Raw genomic sequence first — 23,976 nt, 5'->3', positions numbered from 1 at the left:
TTGCGTCGTCGCTATCGCTCCTCGCAATGACGGAGGGGTTCGAGAATGACGGATAGTCAGGGAGAGTAGCCGGGTGTTTGCTTATATCGTGCGACGCCTCGCCTTGATGCTCGTGACCCTGATCGGGATCTCGATCATCATCTTCGTGTTGCTGCGGGTCGTCCCCGGCAACATCGTCGACATCCTGTTCGACGCCGCCGGCTTCGTCGATCCCACCGACAAGGCCAACCTGGAAAAGGAACTCGGCCTCAACCTGCCGATCTACCAGCAATATCTGAACTGGATCGGCGGGCTGCTGCACGGCGATCTCGGCTATTCCTACGTCTCGGAAAAGCCGGCGCTGCAAGAGATCCTGCCGCGCATTCCGATCACCGCCCGGCTGGCGGCGCTGGCGCTGTTGTTCTCGGCCTCGATCGGCATTCCCTTAGGCGTTCTCAGCGCAGTCCACCAAGGCTCGCGGTTGGATTACACCCTCCGTGTCGTCAGCCTGAGCGGCCTGTCGCTGCCTTCCTTCTGGCTCGGGCTGCTTATCCTGATGGCCTCGGTTTCGCTGTTCGGCCACATGCCGATCTACAATCCGAACCCGGCAACCTGGACGGAGGCGTTCGCGATCTATGCCGTGCCGGCGATGGCGGTCGGCTTTCGCAGCGCCGCGCTGACCATGCGCATCACGCGCTCCTCGATGCTCGAAATTCTGCGGCAGGACTACATCCGCACCGCGCGCGCCAAGGGCGCGTCCGAGGCTTCGGTCAACTATCGCCACGCGCTGAAGAACGCGATTCTCCCTGTTATCACCGTGATCGGCATCGAGGCGGCGTTCCTGATCGGCGGGCTGATTGTCACCGAAACCGTGTTCAATATTCCAGGCGTGGCCCGCTTCCTGGTCGAGGCGTTGCGCTGGCGCGATTACCCGATCGTGCAGAATCTCGTGATGCTGATCGCCGTGGTCGTGGTGGTCGCTAACTTCACCGTCGACATGCTTTACGCCGCGATCGATCCGCGCATCCGGTATGGGGACTAGCCGCGTGACCACGATTAACTTCGAGAGCGAGTTGAGGCGGGCCGGCGCTCATTCGACGCATGGCTGGCGCCGGCTGGTGTTCCTGGCGCAGCGTTATCTGCTCGGCACGATCGGCCTTGTGATCATGGTGATGTTCGTCTGGATGGCGATCTCGGCCGACCTGATCGCCCGCTACGACCCGCTCAGTGTCGATTCGGCGCAGCGGCTGGCAGCGCCGAGCGCGGCGCACTGGATGGGAACCGATTCATTCGGCCGTGACGTCTGGAGCCGGATCATTCACGGCGCGCGCATTTCGCTCGCCGTCGGTATCGGCGCCACCGCGCTGGGATCGTCGATCGGCGTCATCGTCGGCCTCGTATCGGGCTATCTGTCCGGCTGGGTCGATCTGTTGTTCCAGCGCGTCACCGACATCCTGCAGGCCCTGCCCTTGCTGGTGCTGGCGCTGGTGATGACCGCGGCGCTCGGTCCCTCGCTGCCGAACGTGATCATCGCGATTGCGATCCCGTTGATCCCCACCGTCGCCCGCGTGATCCGTGCCAATACGCTGGCGCTGCGCGAGCAGCCCTTCGTCGAGGCCGCAAAATCGATCGGCATGAGCGAGACCCGCATTGCGCTGCGTCACGTGCTGCCGAACACGCTCGCGCCCTTGATCGTGCTGGCGACCGCGCAGCTCGGTTCCACCATCCTCACCGAAGCCTCGCTGTCGTTCCTCGGCCTTGGCATTCCCGAGCCCTATCCGTCGTGGGGCCGCATGCTGTCGGAATCGGCGGCCGAATATGTGCGCACCGCGCCGTGGCTGGTGATTTTCCCGGGCGTCGCCATCTCCCTTGCCGTATTCGGCACCAATCTGTTCGGCGACGCGCTCCGCGACATCCTCGATCCGAGGCAACGCGGCTGATGAGCGAGGCGCGCAAGGACGACACTATTCTCGATGTGAAGAACCTGCAGACGGTGTTCTTCACCAATTCCGGGCTGTTCCGCGCGGTCGACGACGTCTCGTTCACCGTCCGCCGCGGCGAGACGCTCGCGATCGTCGGCGAGTCCGGCTGCGGCAAGAGCGTGACCGCGCTGTCGGTGATGCGGCTGGTGCCCGACCCGCCGGGCCGCGTGGTCGGCGGCTCGGTGACGCTGGAAGGCACCGATCTGCTCAGCCTCGACGAGGCCGAGATGCGCGATATCCGCGGCAATCGAATCTCGATGATCTTTCAGGAGCCGATGACCTCGCTCAATCCGGTGATGCGGATCGGCGACCAGATCACGGAAGTGCTCCGCCTGCACCAGGAGATGACCGCGAAGGAGGCCTGGGCCAAGGCGGTCGAGATGCTGCGCCTGGTCCGCATTCCCGAACCGGACCGGCGCGCGCACGAATATCCGCATCAATTGTCCGGCGGCATGCGGCAGCGCGCGATGATCGCGATGGCTCTGGCGTGCCGGCCGGCGCTGTTGATCGCGGACGAGCCGACCACCGCGCTTGACGTGACGATCCAGGCGCAGATCCTGGCGCTGATCGTCGATCTGCAAAAGAGGCTCGGCACCGGCTTGATCCTGATCACGCACGATCTCGGCGTCGTCGCGCAGACCGCGCAACGCGTCATCGTGATGTATGCCGGCAAGAAGGTCGAGGAAGCGACGGTAGAGGACCTGTTCGAAAATCCAAAGCATCCCTACACGCGCGGGCTGATGGCCTCGATGCCGGCGGTGATCTCGTTTGGTGCCAAGACCGATGCGCGACTGAATGAGATTCCCGGCATGGTGCCGTCGCTGACCAACCTGCCGCCGGGCTGTGCCTTTGCGCCGCGCTGCCGCCTTGCCGTGGACCGATGCCGCGCCGAATATCCACCGCTGCAGGAAGTCGATGCCAATCATCTCGCGGCGTGCTGGCGCGCAACCGAATTGGTGGGCGCGCCATGAGCGACCAACGCCCCCTCCTTGAAGTCACCGACCTCGTCAAGCATTACGCGGTGCGCGGCGGCGTCCTGCGCCGGCGCGTCGGCACTGTGCATGCGGTCGACGGCGTCAGCTTCTCGGTCGGCAAGGGCGAGACGCTCGGGCTGGTCGGCGAATCCGGCTGCGGCAAATCGACGGTCGCACGCGCCGTGCTACGGCTGGTGGAGCCGTCCAGCGGCGCCATCAAGCTGAACGGCACCGACATCACCGGGCTCAGCAAGGCCGAGATGCGGCCGCACCGTCGCTCCATGCAGATCGTGTTCCAGGATCCGTTCGCCTCGCTCAATCCGCGCATGACCGCGGGCGATATCGTCGGCGAGCCGCTCGCCGTGCATGGGCTCGCGACCGGCCGCGCGCAGCAGGAACGCGTCGCGGAACTATTCGCGCAGGTGGGATTGCGGCCCGATCAGATGAAGAACTACCCGCACCAATTCTCCGGTGGCCAGCGGCAGCGCATCTGCATCGCGCGGGCACTGTCGCTCGGGCCGAGCCTGATCGTATGCGACGAGCCGGTCTCGGCGCTCGACGTCTCGATCCAGGCGCAGGTGATCAACCTGTTGATCGACCTGCAGCGCAAGAACGATTTTTCTTACCTGTTCATCGCCCACGATCTCGCCGTCGTCGCCCATATCAGCCATCGCGTCGCCGTGATGTATCTCGGACGCATTGTCGAAATCGCGGACAAGTCGGAATTGTTCGCCAACCCGCGGCATCCATATACGCAGGCGCTGCTGGCGTCAGTCCCGGTCGCTGATCCCAAGGCAAAGCGCCTCGCGCCGATGGTCGACGGCGACGTCCCGAGCCCGATCAATCCACCTTCAGGCTGCGCCTTCCACACCCGCTGCCGCTATGTGATGGACCGCTGCAAGGTGGAGCGGCCGGCGCTGGTGGAGGCCGGCGAAGGACATCAGGTAGCGTGCTGGCTGAACGACGGCACGGGACGACCGGAATAAGTCTATCGTCGTCCCTGCGAACGCAGGGACCCATAACCACCGCTGCTACTTACGAACCAAAGTTATTGCCCCAACTTCGCACAAATCGAACGTTCGTGGTTATGGGTCCCGGGTCAAGCCCGGGACGACAGAGATTTTTGTCACGCCGCCGCAATCTCCACGACGATCCGTCCCGTCGTCACCTGCTCGCCCTCGGTGACATCGATCGACGAAACCGTGCCAGCAACACCTGCCATGTGCACGTGCTCCATCTTCATCGCTTCCAGCGTCATAACCGGTTGGCCGACGGCAACCTGCTCGCCGGGCTTGACCAGCACCGCGACCACACGGCCGTTCATCGTCGCGCGCACCTTGCCGTCGCCGTCCGCCGCCACAGCGGAGGCCGGTGCAGCCAGCGTCAGATCGCGGGCGGCAATCGAGGCTCCGCGATGCAGGACATAGAGCTGGTCGCCATCGCGCAAGAATCTCGCTGACTCCATCATGCCGTCGGCACGGAAGCGGATCGTGTCGGGGCCGAGCTCGTCGATCTCGAAACGCCGCTCGTCGCCCTCGAAGCCCGCGACATAACTCCCGTCGCGGTTCCGAACGATATCAACCTCGAACGCACCGTGGCCAAAGTCGATCCGCATCGTCAGCGGAAAGGTTGCCGCCAGACTGCGTCCGCTGCGCCAGGGCGGCGCATGCGGGTTGGTGACGAAAAGCAGCAATGCCGCCAGTGCAGCTTCGGCCTTGTCACTCACGCGCGGCGCCAGCAATTCGTCGCGGTGATCACCGATGAAGGCCGTGGTCGCTTCGCCCCTCGCAAAGGCAGGATGGCGCAGGCAGGAAATCAGGAATCCCTGATTGGTGGTGACGCCGAATGCCGCGGTCTGCTCCAGCCCGCAAATCAGCCGCCCGCGGGCCTCGTTGCGGTCGGCACCATGGCTGATGATCTTGGCAATCATCGAATCGTAGAACGGCGGAATCTCCGAATCTGAACGCAGCGCGTGATCGACGCGGATGCCGTCGGGCATCTGCCACAGCTCTATTCGCCCCGATTGCGGCATGAAGTCATGGTCCGCGTCCTCCGAGCACAACCGCACCTCGATGGCGTGGCCGGAAAATTTGACGTCTTCCTGCTTGAGCCCGAGCGGCTGGCCGGCCGCAATGCGCAATTGCAGTTCGACCAGATCGAGCCCGGTAATCGCTTCGGTGACGGGGTGCTCGACCTGCAGGCGCGTGTTCATTTCCATGAAATAGAACTCGCCGGACGGATCGAGCAGGAACTCCAACGTACCCGCGCCCTCATAGCCGATCGATTTGACGGCACCGACCGCAACGGCGCCCATGCGCGCCCGCAAGTCCGGCGTCACTTTTGGCGAGGGCGCTTCCTCGATCAGCTTCTGGTGTCGGCGTTGCACCGAGCAATCGCGCTCGCCGAGATGAATGGCATTGCCGTAGCGATCGCCGAATACTTGAATCTCGATGTGGCGGGGATCGACGATCGCGCGCTCCAGGATCACCGTGGGATCGCCGAACGCGCCCTGCGCCTCCGACCTTGCGCTGCGCAGTGCATCGGGAAATGCCGCGGCGTCCTCGACCAGCCGCATGCCGCGCCCGCCACCGCCGGCGACCGCCTTGATCATCACGGGGAAGCCGATCTTCCTGGCCTCTGCCAGCATTACCGCGTCGCTCTGGTCCGCGCCCTGATAGCCGGGCACGATGGGCACGCCAGCCTCTCGCATGATGTCCTTGGCGCCGGCCTTGTTGCCCATCGCCCGGATCGCCTCCGGCGACGGTCCGATGAAGACCAGCCCGGCATCGCGGCAGGCCTGCGCAAAATCCTCGTTTTCGGCGAGGAAGCCGTAGCCCGGATGCACCGCGCCGGCCCCGCTGGCTTTGGCGGCGGCGATGATCGCATCGATCCGCAGGTAGGATTGCGCCGGCAGCGCCTCCCCGATCCGCACCGCCTGGTCCGCCTCACGGACATGCAGCGCGTCGCGGTCGGCGTCGGAGTAAACGGCCACGACGCCATAGCCGAGGCGGCGCGCGGTGCGCATGACCCGCAGCGCGATCTCGCCGCGATTGGCGACGAGAATCTTGAAGAATGGCGTTCGCTTCATCTCGATTCCGCTCATGGCCGGGCGACCGAGAATTGCATGCGCTGCGGCGTGCGGGCCTCGGCCTCGCGGCAGATCGCCAGCACTTCGGCAAGCACGCTGCGGGTATCGCGGGGATCGATCACGCCGTCGTCGAGCACCCGCGCGCTGGTCGAGAACACGTCCATCTGGCCGTCGAACACGCCCGTGATTTGCGCCTTCATCGCTTCCAGCTTTTCCTTCTCGATCGGCTTGCCCCGCCGCGCCGCCGCAGCCTCTGTCACGATCGCCATGGTTTCGGCGGCCTGCTCGCCGCCCATCACCGCGGTCTTGGCATTGGGCCAGGAGAAGCAGAAGCGCGGGTGGAAGCCGCGCCCGCACATGCCGTAGTTGCCGGCCCCGAACGACGCGCCGCAATAGATCGTGATCTGCGGCACGGTCGCCGACGTCACCGCCTGGATCATTTTGGATCCGTGCTTGATCATGCCGGCTTCCTCATAGGCACGGCCTACCATGTAGCCGGTGGTGTTGTTCATGTAGAGCAGCGGCGTGCGCGACTGGCAGCAGGCTTGGATGAAATGTGTCGCCTTGTTGGCACCGGGCACGTCGAGCGGGCCGTTGTTGGTGATGATCCCGACCGCCTGTCCTTCGATGCGGGCGTGGCCACAGACCGTCGCCGGGCCGTAATTCGCGCCGAACTCGGTGAAATCGGAATCGTCGACGAAGCGCGCGATAGCCTGGCGCATATCGACGGGACGCTTGTGGTCCATCGGCATGATGCCGAGCAGTTCCTCAGCGTCATAGCGTGGCGGCTTGAAGGACAGCGCCGAAGCCCTCGGCCGATCCCATTCCAGACTGGCCATGATATCGCGCGCGATGCGCAGCGCGTCGCGATCGTCCTCGGCGAGATAGTCGCCAAGACCCGAAATGGAGGTGTGCATCTCGGCGCCACCGAGTTCCTCCTCGGTTGCGATCTCACCCGTCGCCGCCTTCAAGAGCGGCGGTCCGGCCAGGAATGCGCGGGTGCGGCCGCGGACCATGACGATGTAATCGGAGAGCCCGGTCTGGTAGGCGCCGCCCGCCGTTGACGATCCATGCGTCACCGTGACAACGGGCAGCCCCGCGGCCGACAGCCGCGCGAGATTTCGAAAGATGTTGCCGCCGCGGATGAAATCCTCGACGCGGTAGCGCAGCAGATTGGCGCCGGCGCTTTCGACCAGTTGCACGTAAGGCAGCTTGTTTTCCAGCGCCAGTTCCTGCACCCGCAGCGTCTTGTCGAGGCCAAACGGCTGCAGCGCGCCGGCATCGATGCCGGAATCATTGGCGCTGACCATGCAGCGGATGCCGGAGACGAAGCCGATACCCGCGATCACGCCGCCGCCGGGAACGCTCTTCTCCGCGTCCGGCACGTCGAACATGTAGCCGGCGAGCGTCGATAGTTCGATGAACGACGAGCCGGGATCGAGCACCAGCGCCACGCGCTCGCGCGGCAGCAATTGCCCGCGCTTGTGGAAGCGATCTTTGGCTTGGGCCGATGCTGCGCGCGTGCGATCTTCCAGCGAGCGCATGCGCGCGATCAGCGCCAGCATGCCGTCGCGATTGGCCCTGTAGGCGGCACCGGAGGGGGAGATGGTGGATTCGAGGATAGCCATAAACTAACTCACTCCGTCATTCCGGGATGGTCCGAAGGACCAGACCCGGAATCTCGAGATTCCGAGTTCGCTTCGCGCCCCGGAATGACAGCTCAATGCCTTGTCCCAAATATCTGCCGCGCTTCAGCCGGGCTCGCGATCTCACGGCCCGCACGCCGTGCGCAGGCGGCGATGGCTTCGATCAACTGCCCGTTCGAGGTCACCTTGGTGCCATCGGCAAGATAAAAGGTATCCTCCAGCCCAGTGCGCAGATGTCCACCAAGATCGGCGCAGCGCTGGTGCAGCGGCCAGATTTCGGCACGGCCGATCGCAGTGACCTGCCAATGCGCTTGCGGCAATTTCAGCTTCAAGAGGATCGGCAGCAACTCCAGATCCGCCGGCATGCCTGACGCCACGCCCATCACGAAATTATATTCGAGCGGTCCGGAATACATGCCGGTCTGCACGTACATGCCGACACAGCGCACGATGCCGACGTCGAAACATTCGAACTCGGGAATCGTGCCCGCTTCCTTCATGGCGTCGAGATAGTCCTGCACCTTCTCGACCGCATTATCGAACATCATCGGCGGCCAGGCCCAGGTGTTGTCGGACTTCACCTTGAGATAGTTCAGCGAGCCGGCATTACACGCGGCAATCTCGGGCCTGGTTTCGCGCACGCAGTCGAGCGCTCCCTGATATTTCGGACCCGACGTGCCTGTCGTGTGATTGATGATGACGCCGGGGCAGGCTTCACGGATGGCTTGCTGGATCTCTTTGGAGACGTTGACGTCCCAGGACGGCAGATGCCCCTTGTTCGGCTCCTGCTGGCGCAGATGGATGTGCATGATGCTGGCGCCGGCGTTGACGGCGGCCCTGGCCTCACGCGCCATCTGCTCCGGCGTCACCGGCACGTTGTGCTGCTTCGGATCGGTCAACACGCCGTTCAGCGCGCAGGTAATGACGGCCTTGTCGCCCATGGATCAACCTTCGAAACGGGACGCGAGAGATCGCGAACATCCGGCGCGATCATGCGTGCCGCATCAGCCGGCTTCTTGCGTCAACCCGCTATTGTCGGCGCCGGCACGGCCGTGGCTATAGATCGCGAGATCGCGCGAGCCTGAAAAGATTGCGCGCGGCTTCAGCCCGTAGAAGCGGCGGATCGAGTGGCTGAAATGCGTCGAATCGGGATAGCCGATATCCTGCGCGAGATGCGCAAGGTTGATGTCCTGGTTGGCGAAATGCAGCAAATGCCGCGCGCGCTTCCAGGCGCGGAACGAGCGGAAGGATATCCCGGTCTGCTCTTTGAAGAGATGCAGGAACCGCGACGGCGATAATCCGGCCTCCGCAGCGCAGCTTGCCGCCGTCACCGGCTCGCCGGAGAATTTTCCGATCTGCACGATCGCGCGCGCCACGCGAGAATCGAGCTCACGTTGCGGCAAGACTTCGCCAAGGCACAGGCGATCGAATTCGGCACTGGAAAACTCACAGCCGGCGTGATGCTCGCGCAGTTCACGATAGGCGGCGCGAATGCGGCTGGCGAATGCCGCGCCCTCAGGCCCCGCGAGGCGCGTCGCGAGATCGTCGAGCACACCGGGACGAACGCTCTCCGGTTCGATGACGACGCTGAGCACCGAGCGATGATCGCTGGCGATGGTGTGCCTGACGTTCGGCAACAGAGCGACCATGTCGCCATGGGTTTCGCGGCCATCTGCCGTGGTGAGCCAGAGACCGCCCTCGATCGCAACATAGATGTTGAAGGCGCCCGAGCAGCGTTGCCGGGGCCGACCGAGCAGACCGGCGTAGAACACGCGTTCCGGGGTGATCAGCATCAGATGGCCGGATTTGTGGCCGGTACCGTCCATGGCTCGTCCTCCTCGCGCGGCTCTTTGGCCGCTGCGATGGGTCAACCATAGCGGAAATTCGTGGGCTGTCACCGATCGGCAAAGGTTAATTCGCGGCCCGAATTGGCTCCATTTCAAGCCCGTACCCGCGGCGCCACGTTCTGCTCGACGCCGGCCTTGCGTTCCGCCGCAACCGCGCGCTGGTAACCCTCGCGCTCCTGCAACCGGGCCCAATAGGCCCTGACATTCGGCCCGAAATCCTGGTCCAGGCCGATATTGCCGGCCAGCCGCAGCGCATAGCCGTTAACGATATCGGCCGCGGTGAAGCGGCCGGCGCACAGGTTTTCGGCATTGGCGGTCGCTGCCTCGACCGCGCGCAGCCGGCCCAGGAACCATTTCGCGTAATCGCCGGCAACTTGCGGGTTCCGCCGTTCCTCCGGCTCGAGCTGGCTGTATCTCAGCACCAGCGTTTGCGGAAAGGTCAGCGTGGCGTCGCTGAAATACATCCAATTCAGGAAGGCGCCATAGGCCGGATCATCCTGCCCTACCACCAGCGGCGTCGGTCCGTATTTGGTGCCGAGATAGTAGCAGATGCCGGAGGACTCCGTCATTTTGGTCTCGCCGTCGATCATGAACGGAATAGTGCCGAGCGGGTTGATCGCGAGATATTCCTTGGCGAGCACGCGCGGCGGGAACGGCAGCATCTTCAACTCGTAGGGCAAGCCCATCTCTTCCAGCATCCAGAGCGGGCGGAACGAGCGCGCGCCGTCGCAGTGATAGAGCGTGATCATCAGGCGTTCCCTCTTTTCTTGATTGGCAGTCTGGAACGCCGGCAGGCCGTCCGCAACGACATCCTTATACGTCCGGCGCGTGCCGCATCAGAGATCTGCCCCCTCGATGATATTGCCGAACCGGACATAACCTTTTCCGTCCCAGCGCTGCAACTGCATCTGACGCAACGGATGGTGGTTGGTAGGGCTGGTGTTGACACGCACGCCCGGCAACAGGGTCGGGACCTCGACGTTCCTGAGGTTGTTCGCCTCGCGCATGATGCTGTCGCGGCTGAAATTCCCCTTGCACTGCTCCAGCAATACGCGCAGCACTGATGTGACCGTATACCCGTACGCGTTGAGGAACTCCTTCGGATTCCCTTCGCTGTAATACTTCGCCATGAACTTCAAGTAGTCCTTGGTCGCGGGATCTTCCGCCCACGCCGGATCGGACGGATCCTTGATATACACCGAGGTGATGACGCCGACCGCGCGCTCGGGCCCGACCGGCATGATGGTCGAGGCCACCGAGGCGGCGCCGCTGGTGACGAAATGCATCGGTTTCCAGTCGAGTTCGAAGACCTTCCGGATCGACTGCGCCGCAAACTTCGCCGTGACGCCCGAGATCAGAACATCGGCGTTGCTGGCGCGCAGTGCGACGACTTGGGAATCGATCGTCGGATCGGTGACTTCGTAGGACACTGCCTTCACCATGGAATCGTAGCGCGGCCCCAGCACGTCGCGCAGGCCGTTGACGAAATCCTTGCCGAGGTCGTCGTTCTGGTAGAGCAAGGCAAACTTCGCATCGGGCTTCTGGCTCAGCGCGTATTTAGCAAAGATCTGCGCTTCGGTTCGTGAACTCGGCGCAAAACCCATGGTCCAGGGATAGTTCCGGTAATCGCCCCATTTGTCGCCGTTCACCGACAGGAACAGATGCGGCACCTTCTTCGAGTTGACGTACTTGACCACGGCGGAGTTCGGCGCCGTGCCGAGCATCGAAAACAGAAAGGCGACATCGTCGCTTTCGATCAGCTTTCTGGTTTGTTCGACGGTTTTCGCCGGATTGAATGCATCGTCATAGTAGATGAAGTTGATCTTGCGGCCGGCGATGCCGCCCTGATCGTTTATCATGCGGAAATAAGCGTCCGAGCATTTCGCGATCGTTCCCAACGCCGACACCGGACCACTCAGCGAAGTGGTGCAACCGATCTTGATCTCGGTCGCGGTAACGCCGGGAGTGTCTTCGGCACGAGAGGGGCCCGCAAGCGCCACAACACCTGCCGCCGCCGAACCAGCAAGTAGCGTACGACGGTTGAGCGAGGTCATGCCTTCCTCCCAGACTATGTTGCATCTCGGCTGCTTTGCGCAGGCGTTGGATAAAATGTAGGAGGACCACGTTCCGGGTCTTGCGTCTAAGCGCTGGTTGCCCTGTCGCAGCTTGGGCGCGCGGATTACTGAAGCGCTATGGCACACCCGAACGCAGGCGCAGCGCGAACAGACATCCGTCTTAAGCGTTGCTGTGTTTCCGCAGTTCAAGGCGGGCAATCTGATTGCGGTGGACTTCGTCCAGGCCATCAGCCAGCCGAAGCAGACGCGCGGTGGCGTAGGCCGCGGCCAAGCCGAAGTCATTGCTGGTGCCACCACCGCCGTGTGCCTGAATGGCCAATCGCGTTTCGCCGCTATTTCTGTTTCATGCCGGGCAGCGTGCCCATCATCTTGCATAGCACCGTCAGCATCACCTCGTCGGCGCCGCCGCCGATCGAGGTCAGGCGGCTGTCGCGATAGGCCCGGCTGACCGGCGTCTCGTTCATAAAGCCCATGCCGCCCCAGAATTGCAGGCAGGCATCGGTGAGTTCGCGCCCCAAGCGCCCGGCCTTCAGCTTGGCCATGGTAGCAAGCCGCGTCACGTCCTCGCCCGCGATCAACGCCTCAGCGGCGCGGTAGACCAGCGCGCGCAACAGCTCGACCTCGGTCTGCATCTCCGCCAGCTTGAAATGGACGGTCTGGTTGTCGAGGATCGACTTTCCGAACGCCTTGCGGTTGCGAGTGTACTCGATCGTCTCTGATATGATGAATTCATGCGCCTTCAGGCAGGCCGCCGCGCCCCACAGCCGTTCCTCCTGAAACTGCACCATCTGGTAGGTAAAGCCCTTGCCTTCCTCGCCGATCCGGTTGCGCTTGGGCACCCGGACGTTGTCGAAGAAGATCTGCGCGGTGTCAGATGAGCGCATGCCCATCTTGTCGAGCTTGCGCGCGACCTGCACGCCCTTGGTCTTCATGGGCACGCAGATCAGCGACTTGTTGCGATGGACCTGGTCGTCGCTGGTATTGGCGAGCAGGCAGATCCAGTCGGCCTGCACGCCGTTGGTGATCCACATCTTGCCGCCGTTGATGACGTAATCGTCGCCGTCGGAGCGCGCCTGCGTCTTGATCGAGGCGACGTCGGAACCGGCGCCCGGCTCCGAGACGCCGACGCAGGCCACCGCATCACCGGCAATCGCCGGCGCGAGAAATTCACGGCGCACCTCATCAGAACCGAACCGCGCCAGCGCCGGCGTCGCCATGTCGGTCTGCACCCCGATCGCCATCGGCACGCCGCCGCATTTGATGGCACCAAGCTCTTCCGCCATCATCAGCGCGTAGGAATAATCGAGTCCCTGGCCGCCGTATTCGACCGGCTTGTTGAGGCCGAGAAAGCCGAGGTCGCCAAGCTTCTTGAACAATTCATGCGCCGGGAAGATGTCGTTCTTCTCCCATTCGTCAACAAAGGGATTGATCTCGGCGGCGATGAATTTTTGCAAGATACGGCGGGGTTCGTCGTGGTCGGCGATGAAGAGCATGTTTTAATCTATCCTTCGTCATTCCGGGGCAGCCCAAAGGGCTGAACCCGGAATCCATTACGCGACAGTAGTTGCGGCCCAATGGATTCCGGGCTCGCTCGCTTCGCTCGCGCCCCGGAATGACCCGGGCTGAGCGAAATTGTCACAGCCCCATTTGCCGCGAGGCGAGATCCTTCATGATCTCCTCGGTGCCGCCGCCGATGGCGTTGACCTTGACCTCGCGATAGATGCGCTCGACCTTGACGCCGCGCATGAAGCCGGCGCCGCCGAAAATCTGGACAGCCTCGGAGGCACAGAACGCCATGGTTTGGGTCGCCTGGTTCTTCATCATGCAGATTTCGGCGACCGGGCTCTCGCCCTGCCCGAGCCGCCACGCCAACATTTCCAGCATCGCCTGCGAGGCCGTGACCTTCTGCGCCATGTCGACGATCTTGTGACGGATCACCTGGTGCTGCGCAATCGGCTTGCCGAAGGTCTTGCGCTGCTTGGCATAGGCCATCGCCTCCTCGACGCAGACACCGGCATAGGCCGTGCAGCTCGCCGCCATGCCCATGCGCTCGCTGTTGAAATTCTGCATGATGAGCTTGAAACCCTGCCCCTCCTCGCCGATCAGGTTCTCGGCCGGAACGCGGCACTCGTCGAAATGCAGGGTTGCGGTATCCGACGCCCACCAGCCCATCTTCTTCAGTTTCGTCCGCGACAGGCCCGGCGTATCGCCTTCAATCAGCAGCAGGCTGACGCCGCCCGGTCCCTCGCCGCCGGTGCGCACCGCGACCGTCAGGTAGTCGGCCCGCATGCCCGACGTGATAAAGGTCTTCTCCCCGCTGACGACATAATGGTCGCCATCGCGCCGCGCCTTGGTGCACAGATTGGCGACGTCGGAGCCGCCGCTCGGCTCGGTGATCGCGAGCGCCGAAATCTTCTCGCCCGACAGCACCTGCGGCAACACCCTCGCCTTGACCTCGGGCCGCGCGGCGCGCGCAATCGGCGGCGAGCCGATGGTGTGGCTCATCAGGCTGGAGCTGACCCCGCCCGCACCGGCGCGCGCCAGTTCCTGCGACGCCACGATCTTCATGAACTGGTCGGCGGCCACACCGCCATACTCTTCTGGAAAGCCGAGCCCGAGCAGCCCGATATCGGACGCCTTGCGATAGAGCTCGCGCGGAAATTCGCCGGCTTCGTCCCATTCATGGGCATAGGGCTCGATCTCCCGCGCCACGAAGCGGCGCATCACGTCGCGGAACGCTTCGTGATCCGCCGTGTAGAACGGGCTTTGCACCCTTGTGCGCTCCAGCATGGCTTTCCTCCGCAAGGATTACGATGCCCCGATTTGGCCCGCGCAAACTTGCGTTGAGCGGCTGCGGCCTACCTGGCGATGCGGCCAGCCACACAACGCAAGACATTACACCGATATGCCGGCTTCATCAGATAAAACGAGATAAGATCGCCGGTATCGAGCGGCGCAAGACCGTTCCACCCTGGAGGAAGTATGCCCTCGGTTCGCTATTACGACTGGATCGCCCATTTCGGCCGCCGCACGCCGGGCAAGATCGCAGCCATCGACCTCGCGAGTGACCGCCGCCTCTCCTACGCAGAGTTCGACGGCCGCATTTCGCGTCTTGCCACGCATCTGCGCGATGCGCTCGGCGTCAAGCGTGGCGACCGCGTCGCCGTGCTGGCACTGAACACCACCGATACGCTCGAAGTGCAGTTCGCCTGCGGCCGGTTAGGCGCGGTCTTCCTGCCCTTGAATACGCGGCTTACGGTTCCCGAATTGCAGTTCATTGTCGGCGATTCTTCGCCGAAGGTGATGGTCCATGACACGGATCTCGCGGAAGTCGCGCTGACCGTCGCGAAGCTCTGCAACGTTTCATCCGCGCTGCTGCTTGGCCCCGGCGGCTCCTATGAAGCGGCGATCGCGGCATCCAAACCGCTCGACCGGTTCGAAAGCGTCACGCACGACGACATCTCGACCATCATGTACACCTCGGGCACGACGGGCCAGCCCAAGGGCGCGATCATCACCCACGGCATGACGTTCTGGAATTGCGTCAATCTCGGTGGCCCCGCCTATGTCTCGCCGTCGACGGTTCTGCTCACGGTGCTGCCGCTGTTCCATACCGGTGGACTCAATTGCTACACCAATCCCGTGCTGCATGCCGGCGGCACCGTGCTAATCATGCGCGCGTTCGATCCCGGCCAGGCGCTGCAACTGATCAGCGACCCATCCTACGGCATTACGCAATTCTTCGGCGTGCCGGCGATCTACCAGTTCATGGCGCAGCATCCTTCGTTCGCGACCGCCGATTTCAGCCGCCTGGTGATCGGCGGCGTCGGTGGCGCGCCGATGCCGGTTCCGCTCCTGAAAGTATGGGAAGAACGCGGCGTCGCCCTGCAGCAGGGCTATGGCATGACCGAGACGTCGCCGGCCGTGCTGGCACTCGACCGCGAGGACGCCGCGCGCAAGGCCGGCTCGTCCGGCAAGCCGGTGCTGCATACGGAAGTGCGGATCGTCCGTCCCGATGGGACGGACGCGGATGTCGGCGAGCTCGGCGAGCTCTGGGTCAGGGGGCCGAACGTCACGCCCGGCTACTGGAACCGGCCGGACGCCAACCAGTCATCCTTCACCGACGGCTGGCTGCACACCGGTGACGCCACGCGCGTCGATGAGGAAGGCTTTTACTACATCGTCGACCGCTGGAAGGACATGTACATTTCCGGCGGCGAAAACGTCTATCCGGCCGAAGTCGAGAGCGTGCTGCATCAGCTCGAAGGCATCGCCGAAGCTGCCGTCATCGGCATTCCCGATGAGCAGTGGGGCGAGGTCGGCATGGCGATCGTGGCGGTCAAGCCGGGCCATACGCTGACGCCTGCCGAAATTCACGCGCACTGCGAGGCCAATCTGGCGCGGTTCAAATGTCCCAGGTTGATCGAGTTCGTCGATGCGCTGCCACGCAATGCGACGGGCAAGATTCACAAGCCGACGCTGCGACAGCAGTTCAACGCGCCGAAAGCGACTGACAAGCTGGCTTCGTGACTCTTCCGCGCCCACATCGTCATGCCCCGCGAAATATAGAAAACAACCCCATGCAAAGTAGCAAGTCGCACCCGGTGCAGCCTTCGGCCGGCCGGACGACAGGCTCCGGCGGGGCATCCAGTAAACACTGGCAGCGTGATTGAGCCGTGAAGCCGCGGCGTACTGGATCGTCCGCCCCGCGCAATTGCGCACAAGGCGGAAGACGACAGCGGAAAAAATTGGAGAGGGCTACCCCGGCAGGAACAGCGCGAAGGGTTCTTCCGTCGTTCGCCGCAGATGCTGGCGGTATTGCGCGTAATTGGGGTCATCGGCAGACACGCGGCCAAAGGTCGGGTTCGCGACCATCTTGATCGGGAGATAGGCGATTGGGGCCGCGATCGGCGTCAACAATGAGCCGCGGCCAGCAAGCAGCGTCGTGATGATGCCGTACATCTCGCCCGAAATCGCCAACCGCGCCACCGTGATCAGGCGATGCTGGCCGTGCCGGTTGGTGACGAGGTAGATGTGGCCGGACTGGTTCGGCACCGCCACTTCGCCGAACTGGGTGAACGCCGCGTCCTGCCGCTCGCTCTCGTGAAACACCAGGGAAGACGCCGCATCGTCCCATGAGATTTCGGTGCGGTAGGCAAAGATCGCGTTCTTGTCGCCGAACGAGGGACGCACCGTGACGTAGGTTCCCTCGATCCAGGCGACCGCGCGGCGCGAATAGGCGCCCAAGCCATCGGGTGCAACCTCGCCGTTGACGGCAGCCGGAGACACCGACGCCTCCGGCGTCTTGCGTAGGGAAACGCCGAGCGCCTGCTCGAGCCGGACGGTGGTGGCGAGGGTGAACGGGCGGCGGCCACCCAGCACTTTTTCCAGCGTCGATAGGCTGAGTTTTGCAAGCTCTGCCAGAGACTGCCGGGAGATGCGGCGGCGGGCGATCTCCTCACGAATCGTGTCGGCAATCTGCCGGCTTTGTTCGGCGGAAAGCTGCTTGTCCGGCGCTGGCATCGTCACCCCTGCTTGCCTCCTCTGGGCATGATCTTTTCCGAAAACCGGTACCCACTTTGCGCCAACGCGGCCCTTCGGGTCGGGATCATGCTCAGTGTAACAGACGCACAATCCATCACAAACCCGCACAAGGCCGCCTCGACCGTGGCGGGCCGCGCTGGCCGGCGGCGGAACAAGGCCGATCATTCCGCTCGCGCCAAATCGCTGAATTCCACACCCTCTCACGCGGCAAAATCGCCGTGCGGGAGAGAGCGACATGACGACATGCGACGACATCGAGGCCGACAAACGCAACGAACGCCCCAGCCTGGTCAGGCTGGTGCTGTTCTTTGTGATACAAGGCGTTGCCGTAATCCTGGTCGGATTTGCGGCATTATTTTTGAGCTTCGAGCCGGTGTGGTCGGCGGAGCGCCTGCAATCCAATTTCCTCAAGCCCGGCGACGCACGCGCCGGCTCGCTACTCCTCAAGATCGACGAGGGATATGCCGACGCTTCGCGGCTCGGTGTCGACGTCGATCTCACCGTGTCGGGTCCGACCGTTCGTGCCCGCGTCACCCAGATTTTCCGCAACCCTTCGAAAGACTGGGTCGAGGCGGTTTATGTCTACCCGCTGTCGGCCGGCGGCGCGGTCGATTCGCTGAAGATGGTGATCGGCGACCGCGTCGTGGTCGGCGACATCAAGGAGCGACAGCAGGCGAAGGCCATCTACGAACAGGCGAAGCAGAACGGGCAGAAAGCGGCGCTGACCGAACAGGAGCGGCCGAACATCTTCACCAACTCGGTCGCAAATATCGGTCCCGGCGAAACCGTGCTGGTGCAGATCGAGTATCAGGAGCCGATCCAACAATCCGGCGACGTGTTCTCGCTGCGGGTGCCGATGGTGGTGGCCCCACGCTACAATCCCGCGCCCGTCGTGCAAAGCGTCGATTTCAAACCGGGTGGCGGCTGGGGGGCGACCAAGTCCGATCCCGTTCCGGATCGCGACCGCATCTCGCCCGAAGTGCTCGATCCCGCGACCAGCGCGCTGGTCAGCCCGACCCGTATCACCGTGCGACTGCAGGCCGGCTTCCCGCTCGGCGAGATCAAGAGCCACCATCACGCGATCAAAACCGAGAAGCCGGACGCGAATACGAGCATTCTTCGATTGGCCGAAGGCCCGGTGCCGGCGGATCGCGATTTCGAACTGACCTGGAAGCCCGTGGCCGAGACGGCGCCCTCGGTTGGATTGTTCCGCGAGCGCGTCGGCGACAGCGACTATCTGCTAGCCTTCGTCACGCCACCGTCGGTCGAGCAGGCGCAGCAGAAGCCGCTGCCGCGCGAGGTGATTTTCGTGATCGACAATTCCGGTTCGATGGGCGGCGTCTCGATCGTCCAGGCAAAAGCGAGCCTCATCTATGCGCTCGGCCGCCTGCAGCCGAACGACCGCTTCAACGTGATCCGCTTCGACCACACCATGGATCTGTTGTTTCCGTCAGCCGTGCCGGCCGACAGCGAGCATATCGGCCGGGCCACCTCTTTCGTCGGCGCACTGCAAGCCAATGGCGGCACCGAAATGGTGCCCGCGATGCGCGCGGCGCTGTCCGACAAGTCCGGCCATGCCAACTACGTCCGTCAGGTCGTGTTCCTTACCGACGGCGCCATCGGCAACGAGCAGCAATTGTTCGAAACCATCAGCGCGCTGCGTGGCCGCTCGCGTGTCTTCATGGTCGGCATCGGCTCGGCGCCGAACACCTACCTGATGACGCGCGCCGCCGAACTCGGCCGTGGCACCTTCACCCATATCGGCTCGGTCGAGCAGGTCGAAGAGCGCATGCGCGGGCTGTTCGCCAAGCTGGAGAATCCCGCGGTGACCAATCTGGTCGCGAAATTCTCCGACGCCGGTGCCGACATGACGCCGGCCGCGATTCCGGACGTCTACCGCGACGAGCCACTGGTGCTCGCGGCAAGGCTCGACAAGCTCGCGGGCTCGGTCGAGATCAGGGGCCGCATTGGCGATCGCCCATGGAGTGTCACCCTGCCGCTGGCGAATGCAGCCGAAGGCAAAGGCCTGTCCAAACTCTGGGCGCGCCGCAAGATCGCGGACGCCGAGGTTGCGCGCACCACGCGGCAGGCGGCTCCGGAAGATGCGGATAAGGCGATTCTGGCGCTGGCGCTCGAGCATCAACTCGTCACGCGGCTGACCAGCCTGGTCGCAGTCGACAAGACGCCGAGCCGTCCGCAAGGGGAGCCGCTCAAGGTCTCGGAACTGCCGATCAACCTGCCGGCGGGTTGGGATTTTGAAAAAGTGTTCGGCGAGCGCCCACGCGCCCCCGCAATGCCGATGGAACGGCGCGCGGATACGGAGGAGGCGCGGGTCCAGATCGCGGCGCTGAAGCGAGCCCAGCCTGTCGCCACCGCAGCGCCCAGCACGGTTACGCTGCCGAGGACGGCGACCGATGCCGAACTGAAGATGATTGCGGGCGTGATCCTGCTCACGTTCAGCCTGATCGTCTTGGTGTTCAATCGACGTCAGATGTCACTGCGTTGACGTCGGCTGAAAGGAGGAGGGACCCCCGACCTCCTCTTTCCAGAGCGCGCGCGGCTTCCACCCGTCCCCCCAGAGCCGCGCGCGCCGCTTTTTCTCCAACCACCGTCATTGCGAGGAGCAAAGCGACGAAGCAATCCATCTATCCCCGCATGGAGAGGTGGTTTGCTTCGCGGAGCCTGTCATCGGGCGCGCATTCGCGCGACCCGTTGGCTCGCAATGACGGGGAGAGTGTCCATGCGATTCGTCCTTCCTCTCCTTCTCGCACTCATCGGCCTGATCCTGTTCGGCCAAGGGGCGTACATCCACGCCAAGGCGCTGCTCGCGCAGGTCCTGCTCGAACGCGCCTTCGAGGAAACCGTCGCAACCGGGCGCGAGACAAAGCCGTGGTCGCGGGCCGACACCTGGCCGGTTGCTCGTATCGAGGTAAAGCGGCTCGGCGCCCGCGCCATCGTGCTCGCAGGCTCTAGCGGTCAGGCGCTCGCCTTCGGCCCGGGTCACGTCGAACAGACGCCCGACGCCGGCGAACGCGGCGTCGCCGTCTATTCGGCGCATCGCGATACGCATTTTGCCTTCCTGAAGAACGTCATTGTCGGTGACGAAATCGACGTCACGAGACGTGACGGCCGGACGTTCCGCTATCGGGTGGATACGACCTCGGTCGTGCGCTTCGATGCCTCCGGCATCGATCCGCTCGCGGGCGGGCATGAGCTGGTGCTGTCGACCTGCTGGCCGTTCGACGCACTGACTCAGGGGCCGGAGCGTTATCTTGTGCACGCCACGATGATCGGACCCGTATCAGATACGCACTGAATTCTGTGAGCCGGGAAATCTTGCGCGGCGCGAATGGCGCTCATCGCGCAACGCGTGTTGCCACCCTCGCCAAGGCTCAATAAAAAGGTCCTAATCAAAAGAAAATCACGGCGGGACGATCGTTCTCGATCGCCGCGGCCAAGAAACAACCAAGAACAACAGAGTTAGGGATATCCATGGACGCTCAGGCAAGCACCGCATCGCACACGGTCGAAAAATGGTCGCCATCGCCTGACGCCAGCGACATCGTCAAGAGCATCCATGCGATGCTGCACCCACGCAATATCGTGCTGGTCGGCGCCACCGACAAGCCCGGCAACTATGCCGAGCGCATCTGGAACAATCTGATCAAGTACGGTTACGAAGGCGGACTGTTTCCAGTCAACGCCAAGCGCGAAACGATCTGGGGCGTGCCCTGCTACAAGGATTTTACAAGCCTGCCCGAAAAACCCGATCACGTGCTGGTGCTGGTGCCGGCGCGTTTTGCGGTGCAGGTGATCCGCGATGCCGCGGCGGCCGGCGCCCGCTCCGCCACCATCGTCACCTCAGGCTTCAGCGAGTTGCAGGACGAGGAGAGCCAGCAGCTGGCGGTTGAATTGAAAGAGGCGGTGCGCGAAACCGGCCTTGCGGTCACTGGGCCGAACTGCCTCGGCAATTTGAGCGCGGGCGAAAAACTGTTCACCAACATCGACGACCGTATCGTCACCATGGAAGCCGGTCCTGTCGCAATTGTCGGCCAATCCGGCGCAATCGTGATGGCGATCCGGCAGACGCTGGAGGATCGCGGCGTCGGCGTCGGCTATATGGTGACGACCGGCAACGAGACCGGGCTCGAGACGCCGGACCTGATGACCTATTTTGCGGCTGATCCCTCGATCCGCGTCATCGTCGTCTATCTCGAAGGTGTCCGGAACACGAAAGTGTTCCGTGAAGCCTGCAAGGCCGCGCGGGCGGCCGGCAAGCCGGTCATCGCGCTCAAGCTAGGCGCCTCCGAAGGCGGCCGCGCCGCGGCGATGGCGCATACCGGCGCGCTCGCGGGTTCGATCGAAACCTTCGACGCGATCTCGACCCGCGAAGGCGTGATCCGCGTCCGCGGATTGGACGAACTGATCGAGACCACCGAATGTTTCGTCCATGCCGATCCGCCCAAGGGCAACCGGCTCGCCGCGGTATCGCTCTCCGGCGGCAAGCGCGGCCTGTTGATCGACGCGTTCTATTCGGCCGGCATGAATTTCGCGCCGCTCAGCCCGAATGCGACGGCACAATTGGCGCAAATGCTCGGGCCCGGCAGCATCGTCGGCAATCCGCTCGACGCCGGCTTTGCCGCCGTGGTCGACCCCTCCGTCTACATCAAGTCGATCAAGATCATGATCGACGATCCCGACACCGACATCGTCATCATCGACGCCGAATTGCCGAAAGCGCCGCACGAATTGCGCGAGCGCAATCTGCGCCTCGTCAACGAGATGGCGGGCGCCGCCAACAAGCCCGTGGTCTATATCAGCGCGATGTCGATCGGGTTCACCGAGTTCACCAAGGCCCTGCGCAAGTCGCTTCCGAACGTCGCTGTGATGCAGGGCCTCGACCGTGCGGTCGGGGCAATCAAGTCGCTGATCGAATATGCGTCCTTGCGCAAGGAGGTGCCTGACGTCGTCTCGAGCTCGAAAGCTTCCGCGCGCGCAATGCTGGAGAAGACGCTCAAGGCCGCCAATGGCGCCGCCGCACTCGACGAGGTTGCGTCGAAGAAACTGCTGAAAGCCTACGGCATCCCGGTTTCGAAGGAAGAGATTGCGCAGACCGCGGCGGAAGCCGTCAAGATCGCCAAGAAGATCGGCTTCCCCGTGGTGGCTAAGGTGGTCAGCGCCGACATCCTGCACAAGTCGGACATCGGCGGCGTGGTGCTGAACCTCAACAGCACGGCCGAAGTGAAGAAGGCTTTCAACGAAATCACCGCGCGGGTGAAGAAGATCAAGAGCAAGCCGAAGCTCGAGGGCATTCTGATCGCGCAGCAGGTCAAGGCCGATCTCGAACTCGTGGTCGGCGCCTCGCTCGACGCCGAGATGGGTCCCGTCGTGCTGTTCGGCACCGGCGGGGTTGATATCGAACTGATGAAGGACGTGGCGCTCGCCGGCGCGCCGCTGGACGAAGCCGAGGCGAAACAACTGATCGCCAAGACCAAGGCCGGCATCAAGATGAAAGGCTATCGCGGCAAGCCGGCGCTGCACGAGCCTTCCGCCGTGAAGGCGCTGGTCGGCCTCTCCAACCTGATGGCGGATGCCGGCAACCGCATCGCCTCGATCGACGTCAATCCGTTTTTGATCAACAACAAGCTCGGCGTGGCTGTGGATGGCCTGATCGTGCTGAACAACGCCGCCGCGAACAAGGCGGCGGGGCATTAGGTGACTGGTTCGGCAGTTTTCGTCGTCCCTGCGAACGCATGCGAACGCAGGGACCCATAACCACCGTTGCCAGTTGTTACGAAGATAACTAGCCCTGTCGTCTTGCCGATAGGCCGCGGCGTATGGATCCCTGCGTTCGCAGGGACGACAGAATAGAGGCGAGAACCTCTCAACATGTCGCCCCTGCGAACGCAGGGGCCCATACGCCGCGGCCGGCAGAATGGGCACTCGAGGCGACGGCTGCGTTTCAACAATGTGGGCTGGTGGTTATGGGTCCCTGCGTTCGCAGCGACGACGGATGTAGTTACAACCCCGCGCCCCACTTCTGCGCAGACTGCACTATCCAGCCCCGATACAGCGTCAGCGGCGTGACGCCGGTCATGCCGCCGCAGCCTGCGCTGCCGTTCGGCCCGGTCGACCAGCTCACCACGCCGACAATGACGGGACCGCCTGGCTTGTCCTCGAACACCGGCGCGCCGGAATCTCCCGTGCAAGCGCCAAGCCCGTCACGCGTGCCCTGCCCCACCGGATCGACCAGCCTGATCTGCAACGTTCCCGGCCTGCCGGTCGCGATCAGGCTGCCGAGGCGGATGGTGCCGCCGCTCTTGCCGTCGCCGCGGACGGTTACGCCGATGCCCGCGATCGTAAAACGGCTGCCGACGCTGATTGGGATATTCGGCAATCCGAGCACGGCCGCCGTCTTTCCCTTGGGTGGCGCCGCCAGTTGCAGCAACGCGACGTCCGCCGTCGCACGATGTCCTGAGATCGCCTGCATGTTGAAGCCAGGATGAATGGCGATGCTCTTCACATCCTGCAGCGAGGGTTGCCTGTCCGCACCATATTCGACGATCTTGTATTCTGCGCCGGGCTGCACGCAGTGCGCCGCCGTCAACACCAGCCTTGGCGCAATCAAGGCCCCGGTGCAGAAATTACCGCGCGATCCGACGATGGTGATGATGGAGCGGGCCACACCTTCGGTGGACGGCGCACCACCGCCCACGATGGCATGGGCAGGAACAGGGAGCAGCAGCACCAGGCCGGCTATCATTCGAGGCAGGATCTTCATCGGCGCAGCAATAGCTTGTGCGGCGCGCATCGCCAAGCGCGGCGATCGGGCTGGTTCGGG

At 63.7% G+C, this 23,976-nt stretch carries 18 protein-coding genes and 1 pseudogene; 8 read left to right on the top strand and 11 right to left on the bottom strand.

The features are described from left to right. The first annotated feature begins 73 nt into the window (after positions 1-73). From V1278_RS05075 to V1278_RS05060, 4 genes are read left to right on the top strand one after another with little or no spacing between them, the layout of a single operon-like run. The gene (locus tag V1278_RS05075) at positions 74-1,021 is read left to right on the top strand and encodes an ABC transporter permease (protein ID WP_057841301.1); all 948 of its coding nucleotides are present in this window, start codon (positions 74-76) and stop codon (positions 1,019-1,021) included. A 4-nt stretch (positions 1,022-1,025) separates the two neighbouring features. Then, positions 1,026-1,919: an ABC transporter permease gene (locus tag V1278_RS05070; RefSeq protein ID WP_334365458.1), complete on the top strand. Its 894-nt coding sequence runs from the start codon at positions 1,026-1,028 to the stop codon at positions 1,917-1,919. Then, positions 1,919-2,932: an ABC transporter ATP-binding protein gene (locus V1278_RS05065; protein ID WP_334365459.1), complete on the top strand. Its 1,014-nt coding sequence runs from the start codon at positions 1,919-1,921 to the stop codon at positions 2,930-2,932. The genes V1278_RS05070 and V1278_RS05065 overlap by 1 nt, the downstream gene beginning before the upstream one ends. Then, positions 2,929-3,921, top strand: a complete 993-nt coding sequence (locus V1278_RS05060; RefSeq protein WP_334365460.1) for an ABC transporter ATP-binding protein — start codon at positions 2,929-2,931, stop codon at positions 3,919-3,921. Before V1278_RS05065 ends, V1278_RS05060 begins: the two co-directional genes overlap by 4 nt. Positions 3,922-4,061: 140 nt before the next feature. Here V1278_RS05060 and V1278_RS05055 read toward each other — a convergent pair whose 3' ends face one another. The 9 genes and pseudogenes from V1278_RS05055 to V1278_RS05015 form a co-directional block, all read right to left on the bottom strand. Continuing rightward, positions 4,062-6,023 carry an acetyl/propionyl/methylcrotonyl-CoA carboxylase subunit alpha gene (locus V1278_RS05055; RefSeq protein WP_334379900.1) on the bottom strand — a complete coding sequence of 654 codons (1,962 nt, stop codon included), beginning with the start codon at positions 6,021-6,023 and terminating at the stop codon, positions 4,062-4,064. A gap of 11 nt (positions 6,024-6,034) precedes the next feature. Then, positions 6,035-7,651, bottom strand: a complete 1,617-nt coding sequence (locus V1278_RS05050) for an acyl-CoA carboxylase subunit beta (protein WP_334379899.1) — start codon at positions 7,649-7,651, stop codon at positions 6,035-6,037. A 92-nt stretch (positions 7,652-7,743) separates the two neighbouring features. Beyond that, a complete protein-coding gene (locus tag V1278_RS05045) occupies positions 7,744-8,610 on the bottom strand; it encodes a 3-keto-5-aminohexanoate cleavage protein (RefSeq protein ID WP_334379898.1) in 867 nt (288 codons plus the stop codon). 63 nt (positions 8,611-8,673) lie between these two features. Continuing rightward, positions 8,674-9,495, bottom strand: a complete 822-nt coding sequence (locus V1278_RS05040) for an AraC family transcriptional regulator (RefSeq protein ID WP_334379897.1) — start codon at positions 9,493-9,495, stop codon at positions 8,674-8,676. Between the two features lie 113 nt (positions 9,496-9,608). After that, entirely contained in the window at positions 9,609-10,265 is a 657-nt protein-coding gene (locus V1278_RS05035) for a glutathione S-transferase family protein (protein WP_334379896.1), read from the bottom strand. 87 nt (positions 10,266-10,352) lie between these two features. Then, positions 10,353-11,570 (bottom strand): ABC transporter substrate-binding protein, encoded by a 1,218-nt coding sequence (locus V1278_RS05030; protein ID WP_334379895.1) that lies wholly within the window; start codon positions 11,568-11,570, stop codon positions 10,353-10,355. A gap of 181 nt (positions 11,571-11,751) precedes the next feature. After that, positions 11,752-11,907, bottom strand: a pseudogene (locus V1278_RS05025) (acyl-CoA dehydrogenase family protein); the annotation flags it as partial. Positions 11,908-11,923: 16 nt separating this feature from the next. Continuing rightward, on the bottom strand, positions 11,924-13,084 hold the full coding sequence (locus tag V1278_RS05020) for an acyl-CoA dehydrogenase family protein (protein ID WP_334379894.1): 1,161 nt from the start codon (positions 13,082-13,084) through the stop codon (positions 11,924-11,926). Between the two features lie 142 nt (positions 13,085-13,226). Continuing rightward, the gene (locus V1278_RS05015) at positions 13,227-14,381 is read right to left on the bottom strand and encodes an acyl-CoA dehydrogenase family protein (RefSeq protein WP_334365467.1); all 1,155 of its coding nucleotides are present in this window, start codon (positions 14,379-14,381) and stop codon (positions 13,227-13,229) included. Positions 14,382-14,573: 192 nt separating this feature from the next. Between V1278_RS05015 and V1278_RS05010 the strand changes: the two genes are divergently transcribed. Then, positions 14,574-16,121 (top strand): acyl-CoA synthetase, encoded by a 1,548-nt coding sequence (locus V1278_RS05010; RefSeq protein ID WP_334379893.1) that lies wholly within the window; start codon positions 14,574-14,576, stop codon positions 16,119-16,121. Between the two features lie 228 nt (positions 16,122-16,349). On the opposite strand, the gene V1278_RS05005 is transcribed toward V1278_RS05010, so the two are convergent. Continuing rightward, positions 16,350-17,114, bottom strand: coding sequence for a helix-turn-helix domain-containing protein (locus tag V1278_RS05005; protein WP_334384104.1), 765 nt, complete (start codon positions 17,112-17,114; stop codon positions 16,350-16,352). 256 nt (positions 17,115-17,370) lie between these two features. Here V1278_RS05005 and V1278_RS05000 point away from each other — a divergent pair, with 256 nt between their 5' ends. From V1278_RS05000 to V1278_RS04990, 3 genes are all read left to right on the top strand, one after another. Then, complete coding sequence (locus tag V1278_RS05000; RefSeq protein WP_334379892.1) at positions 17,371-19,641, top strand: marine proteobacterial sortase target protein; 2,271 nt, start codon at positions 17,371-17,373, stop codon at positions 19,639-19,641. Positions 19,642-19,875: 234 nt separating this feature from the next. Further along, the gene (locus tag V1278_RS04995; RefSeq protein WP_334379891.1) at positions 19,876-20,451 is read left to right on the top strand and encodes a class GN sortase; all 576 of its coding nucleotides are present in this window, start codon (positions 19,876-19,878) and stop codon (positions 20,449-20,451) included. 176 nt (positions 20,452-20,627) lie between these two features. Next, positions 20,628-22,850 (top strand): acetate--CoA ligase family protein, encoded by a 2,223-nt coding sequence (locus tag V1278_RS04990; protein ID WP_334379890.1) that lies wholly within the window; start codon positions 20,628-20,630, stop codon positions 22,848-22,850. Positions 22,851-23,154: 304 nt separating this feature from the next. Here the strand turns inward: V1278_RS04990 and V1278_RS04985 are convergent, their stop codons facing one another. Then, a complete protein-coding gene (locus tag V1278_RS04985) occupies positions 23,155-23,916 on the bottom strand; it encodes a S1 family peptidase (RefSeq protein ID WP_334369060.1) in 762 nt (253 codons plus the stop codon). Positions 23,917-23,976 lie beyond the last annotated feature (60 nt).

Source organism: Bradyrhizobium sp. AZCC 1577 (genome assembly GCF_036924575.1).
Classification (GTDB): Bacteria; Pseudomonadota; Alphaproteobacteria; order Rhizobiales; family Xanthobacteraceae; genus Bradyrhizobium.
The sequence above is the reverse complement of the archived record's forward strand: the minus strand, read 5'-3'. Positions and strand labels throughout refer to the sequence as shown.

Excerpts from the sequence above, each read along its gene's own strand:
- V1278_RS05065 (WP_334365459.1), top strand. The coding sequence starts at position 1,919 with ATGAGCGAGGCGCGCAAGGACGACACTATTCTCGATGTGAAGAACCTG.
- V1278_RS05060 (WP_334365460.1), top strand. The coding sequence starts at position 2,929 with ATGAGCGACCAACGCCCCCTCCTTGAAGTCACCGACCTCGTCAAGCAT.
- V1278_RS05055 (WP_334379900.1), bottom strand. The coding sequence starts at position 6,023 with ATGAAGCGAACGCCATTCTTCAAGATTCTCGTCGCCAATCGCGGCGAG.
- V1278_RS05050 (WP_334379899.1), bottom strand. The coding sequence starts at position 7,651 with ATGGCTATCCTCGAATCCACCATCTCCCCCTCCGGTGCCGCCTACAGG.
- V1278_RS05045 (WP_334379898.1), bottom strand. The coding sequence starts at position 8,610 with ATGGGCGACAAGGCCGTCATTACCTGCGCGCTGAACGGCGTGTTGACC.
- V1278_RS05040 (WP_334379897.1), bottom strand. The coding sequence starts at position 9,495 with ATGGACGGTACCGGCCACAAATCCGGCCATCTGATGCTGATCACCCCG.
- V1278_RS05035 (WP_334379896.1), bottom strand. The coding sequence starts at position 10,265 with ATGATCACGCTCTATCACTGCGACGGCGCGCGCTCGTTCCGCCCGCTC.
- V1278_RS05030 (WP_334379895.1), bottom strand. The coding sequence starts at position 11,570 with ATGACCTCGCTCAACCGTCGTACGCTACTTGCTGGTTCGGCGGCGGCA.
- V1278_RS05020 (WP_334379894.1), bottom strand. The coding sequence starts at position 13,084 with ATGCTCTTCATCGCCGACCACGACGAACCCCGCCGTATCTTGCAAAAA.
- V1278_RS05015 (WP_334365467.1), bottom strand. The coding sequence starts at position 14,381 with ATGCTGGAGCGCACAAGGGTGCAAAGCCCGTTCTACACGGCGGATCAC.
- V1278_RS05010 (WP_334379893.1), top strand. The coding sequence starts at position 14,574 with ATGCCCTCGGTTCGCTATTACGACTGGATCGCCCATTTCGGCCGCCGC.
- V1278_RS05005 (WP_334384104.1), bottom strand. The coding sequence starts at position 17,114 with ATGCCAGCGCCGGACAAGCAGCTTTCCGCCGAACAAAGCCGGCAGATT.
- V1278_RS05000 (WP_334379892.1), top strand. The coding sequence starts at position 17,371 with ATGACGACATGCGACGACATCGAGGCCGACAAACGCAACGAACGCCCC.
- V1278_RS04995 (WP_334379891.1), top strand. The coding sequence starts at position 19,876 with ATGCGATTCGTCCTTCCTCTCCTTCTCGCACTCATCGGCCTGATCCTG.
- V1278_RS04990 (WP_334379890.1), top strand. The coding sequence starts at position 20,628 with ATGGACGCTCAGGCAAGCACCGCATCGCACACGGTCGAAAAATGGTCG.
- V1278_RS04985 (WP_334369060.1), bottom strand. The coding sequence starts at position 23,916 with ATGAAGATCCTGCCTCGAATGATAGCCGGCCTGGTGCTGCTGCTCCCT.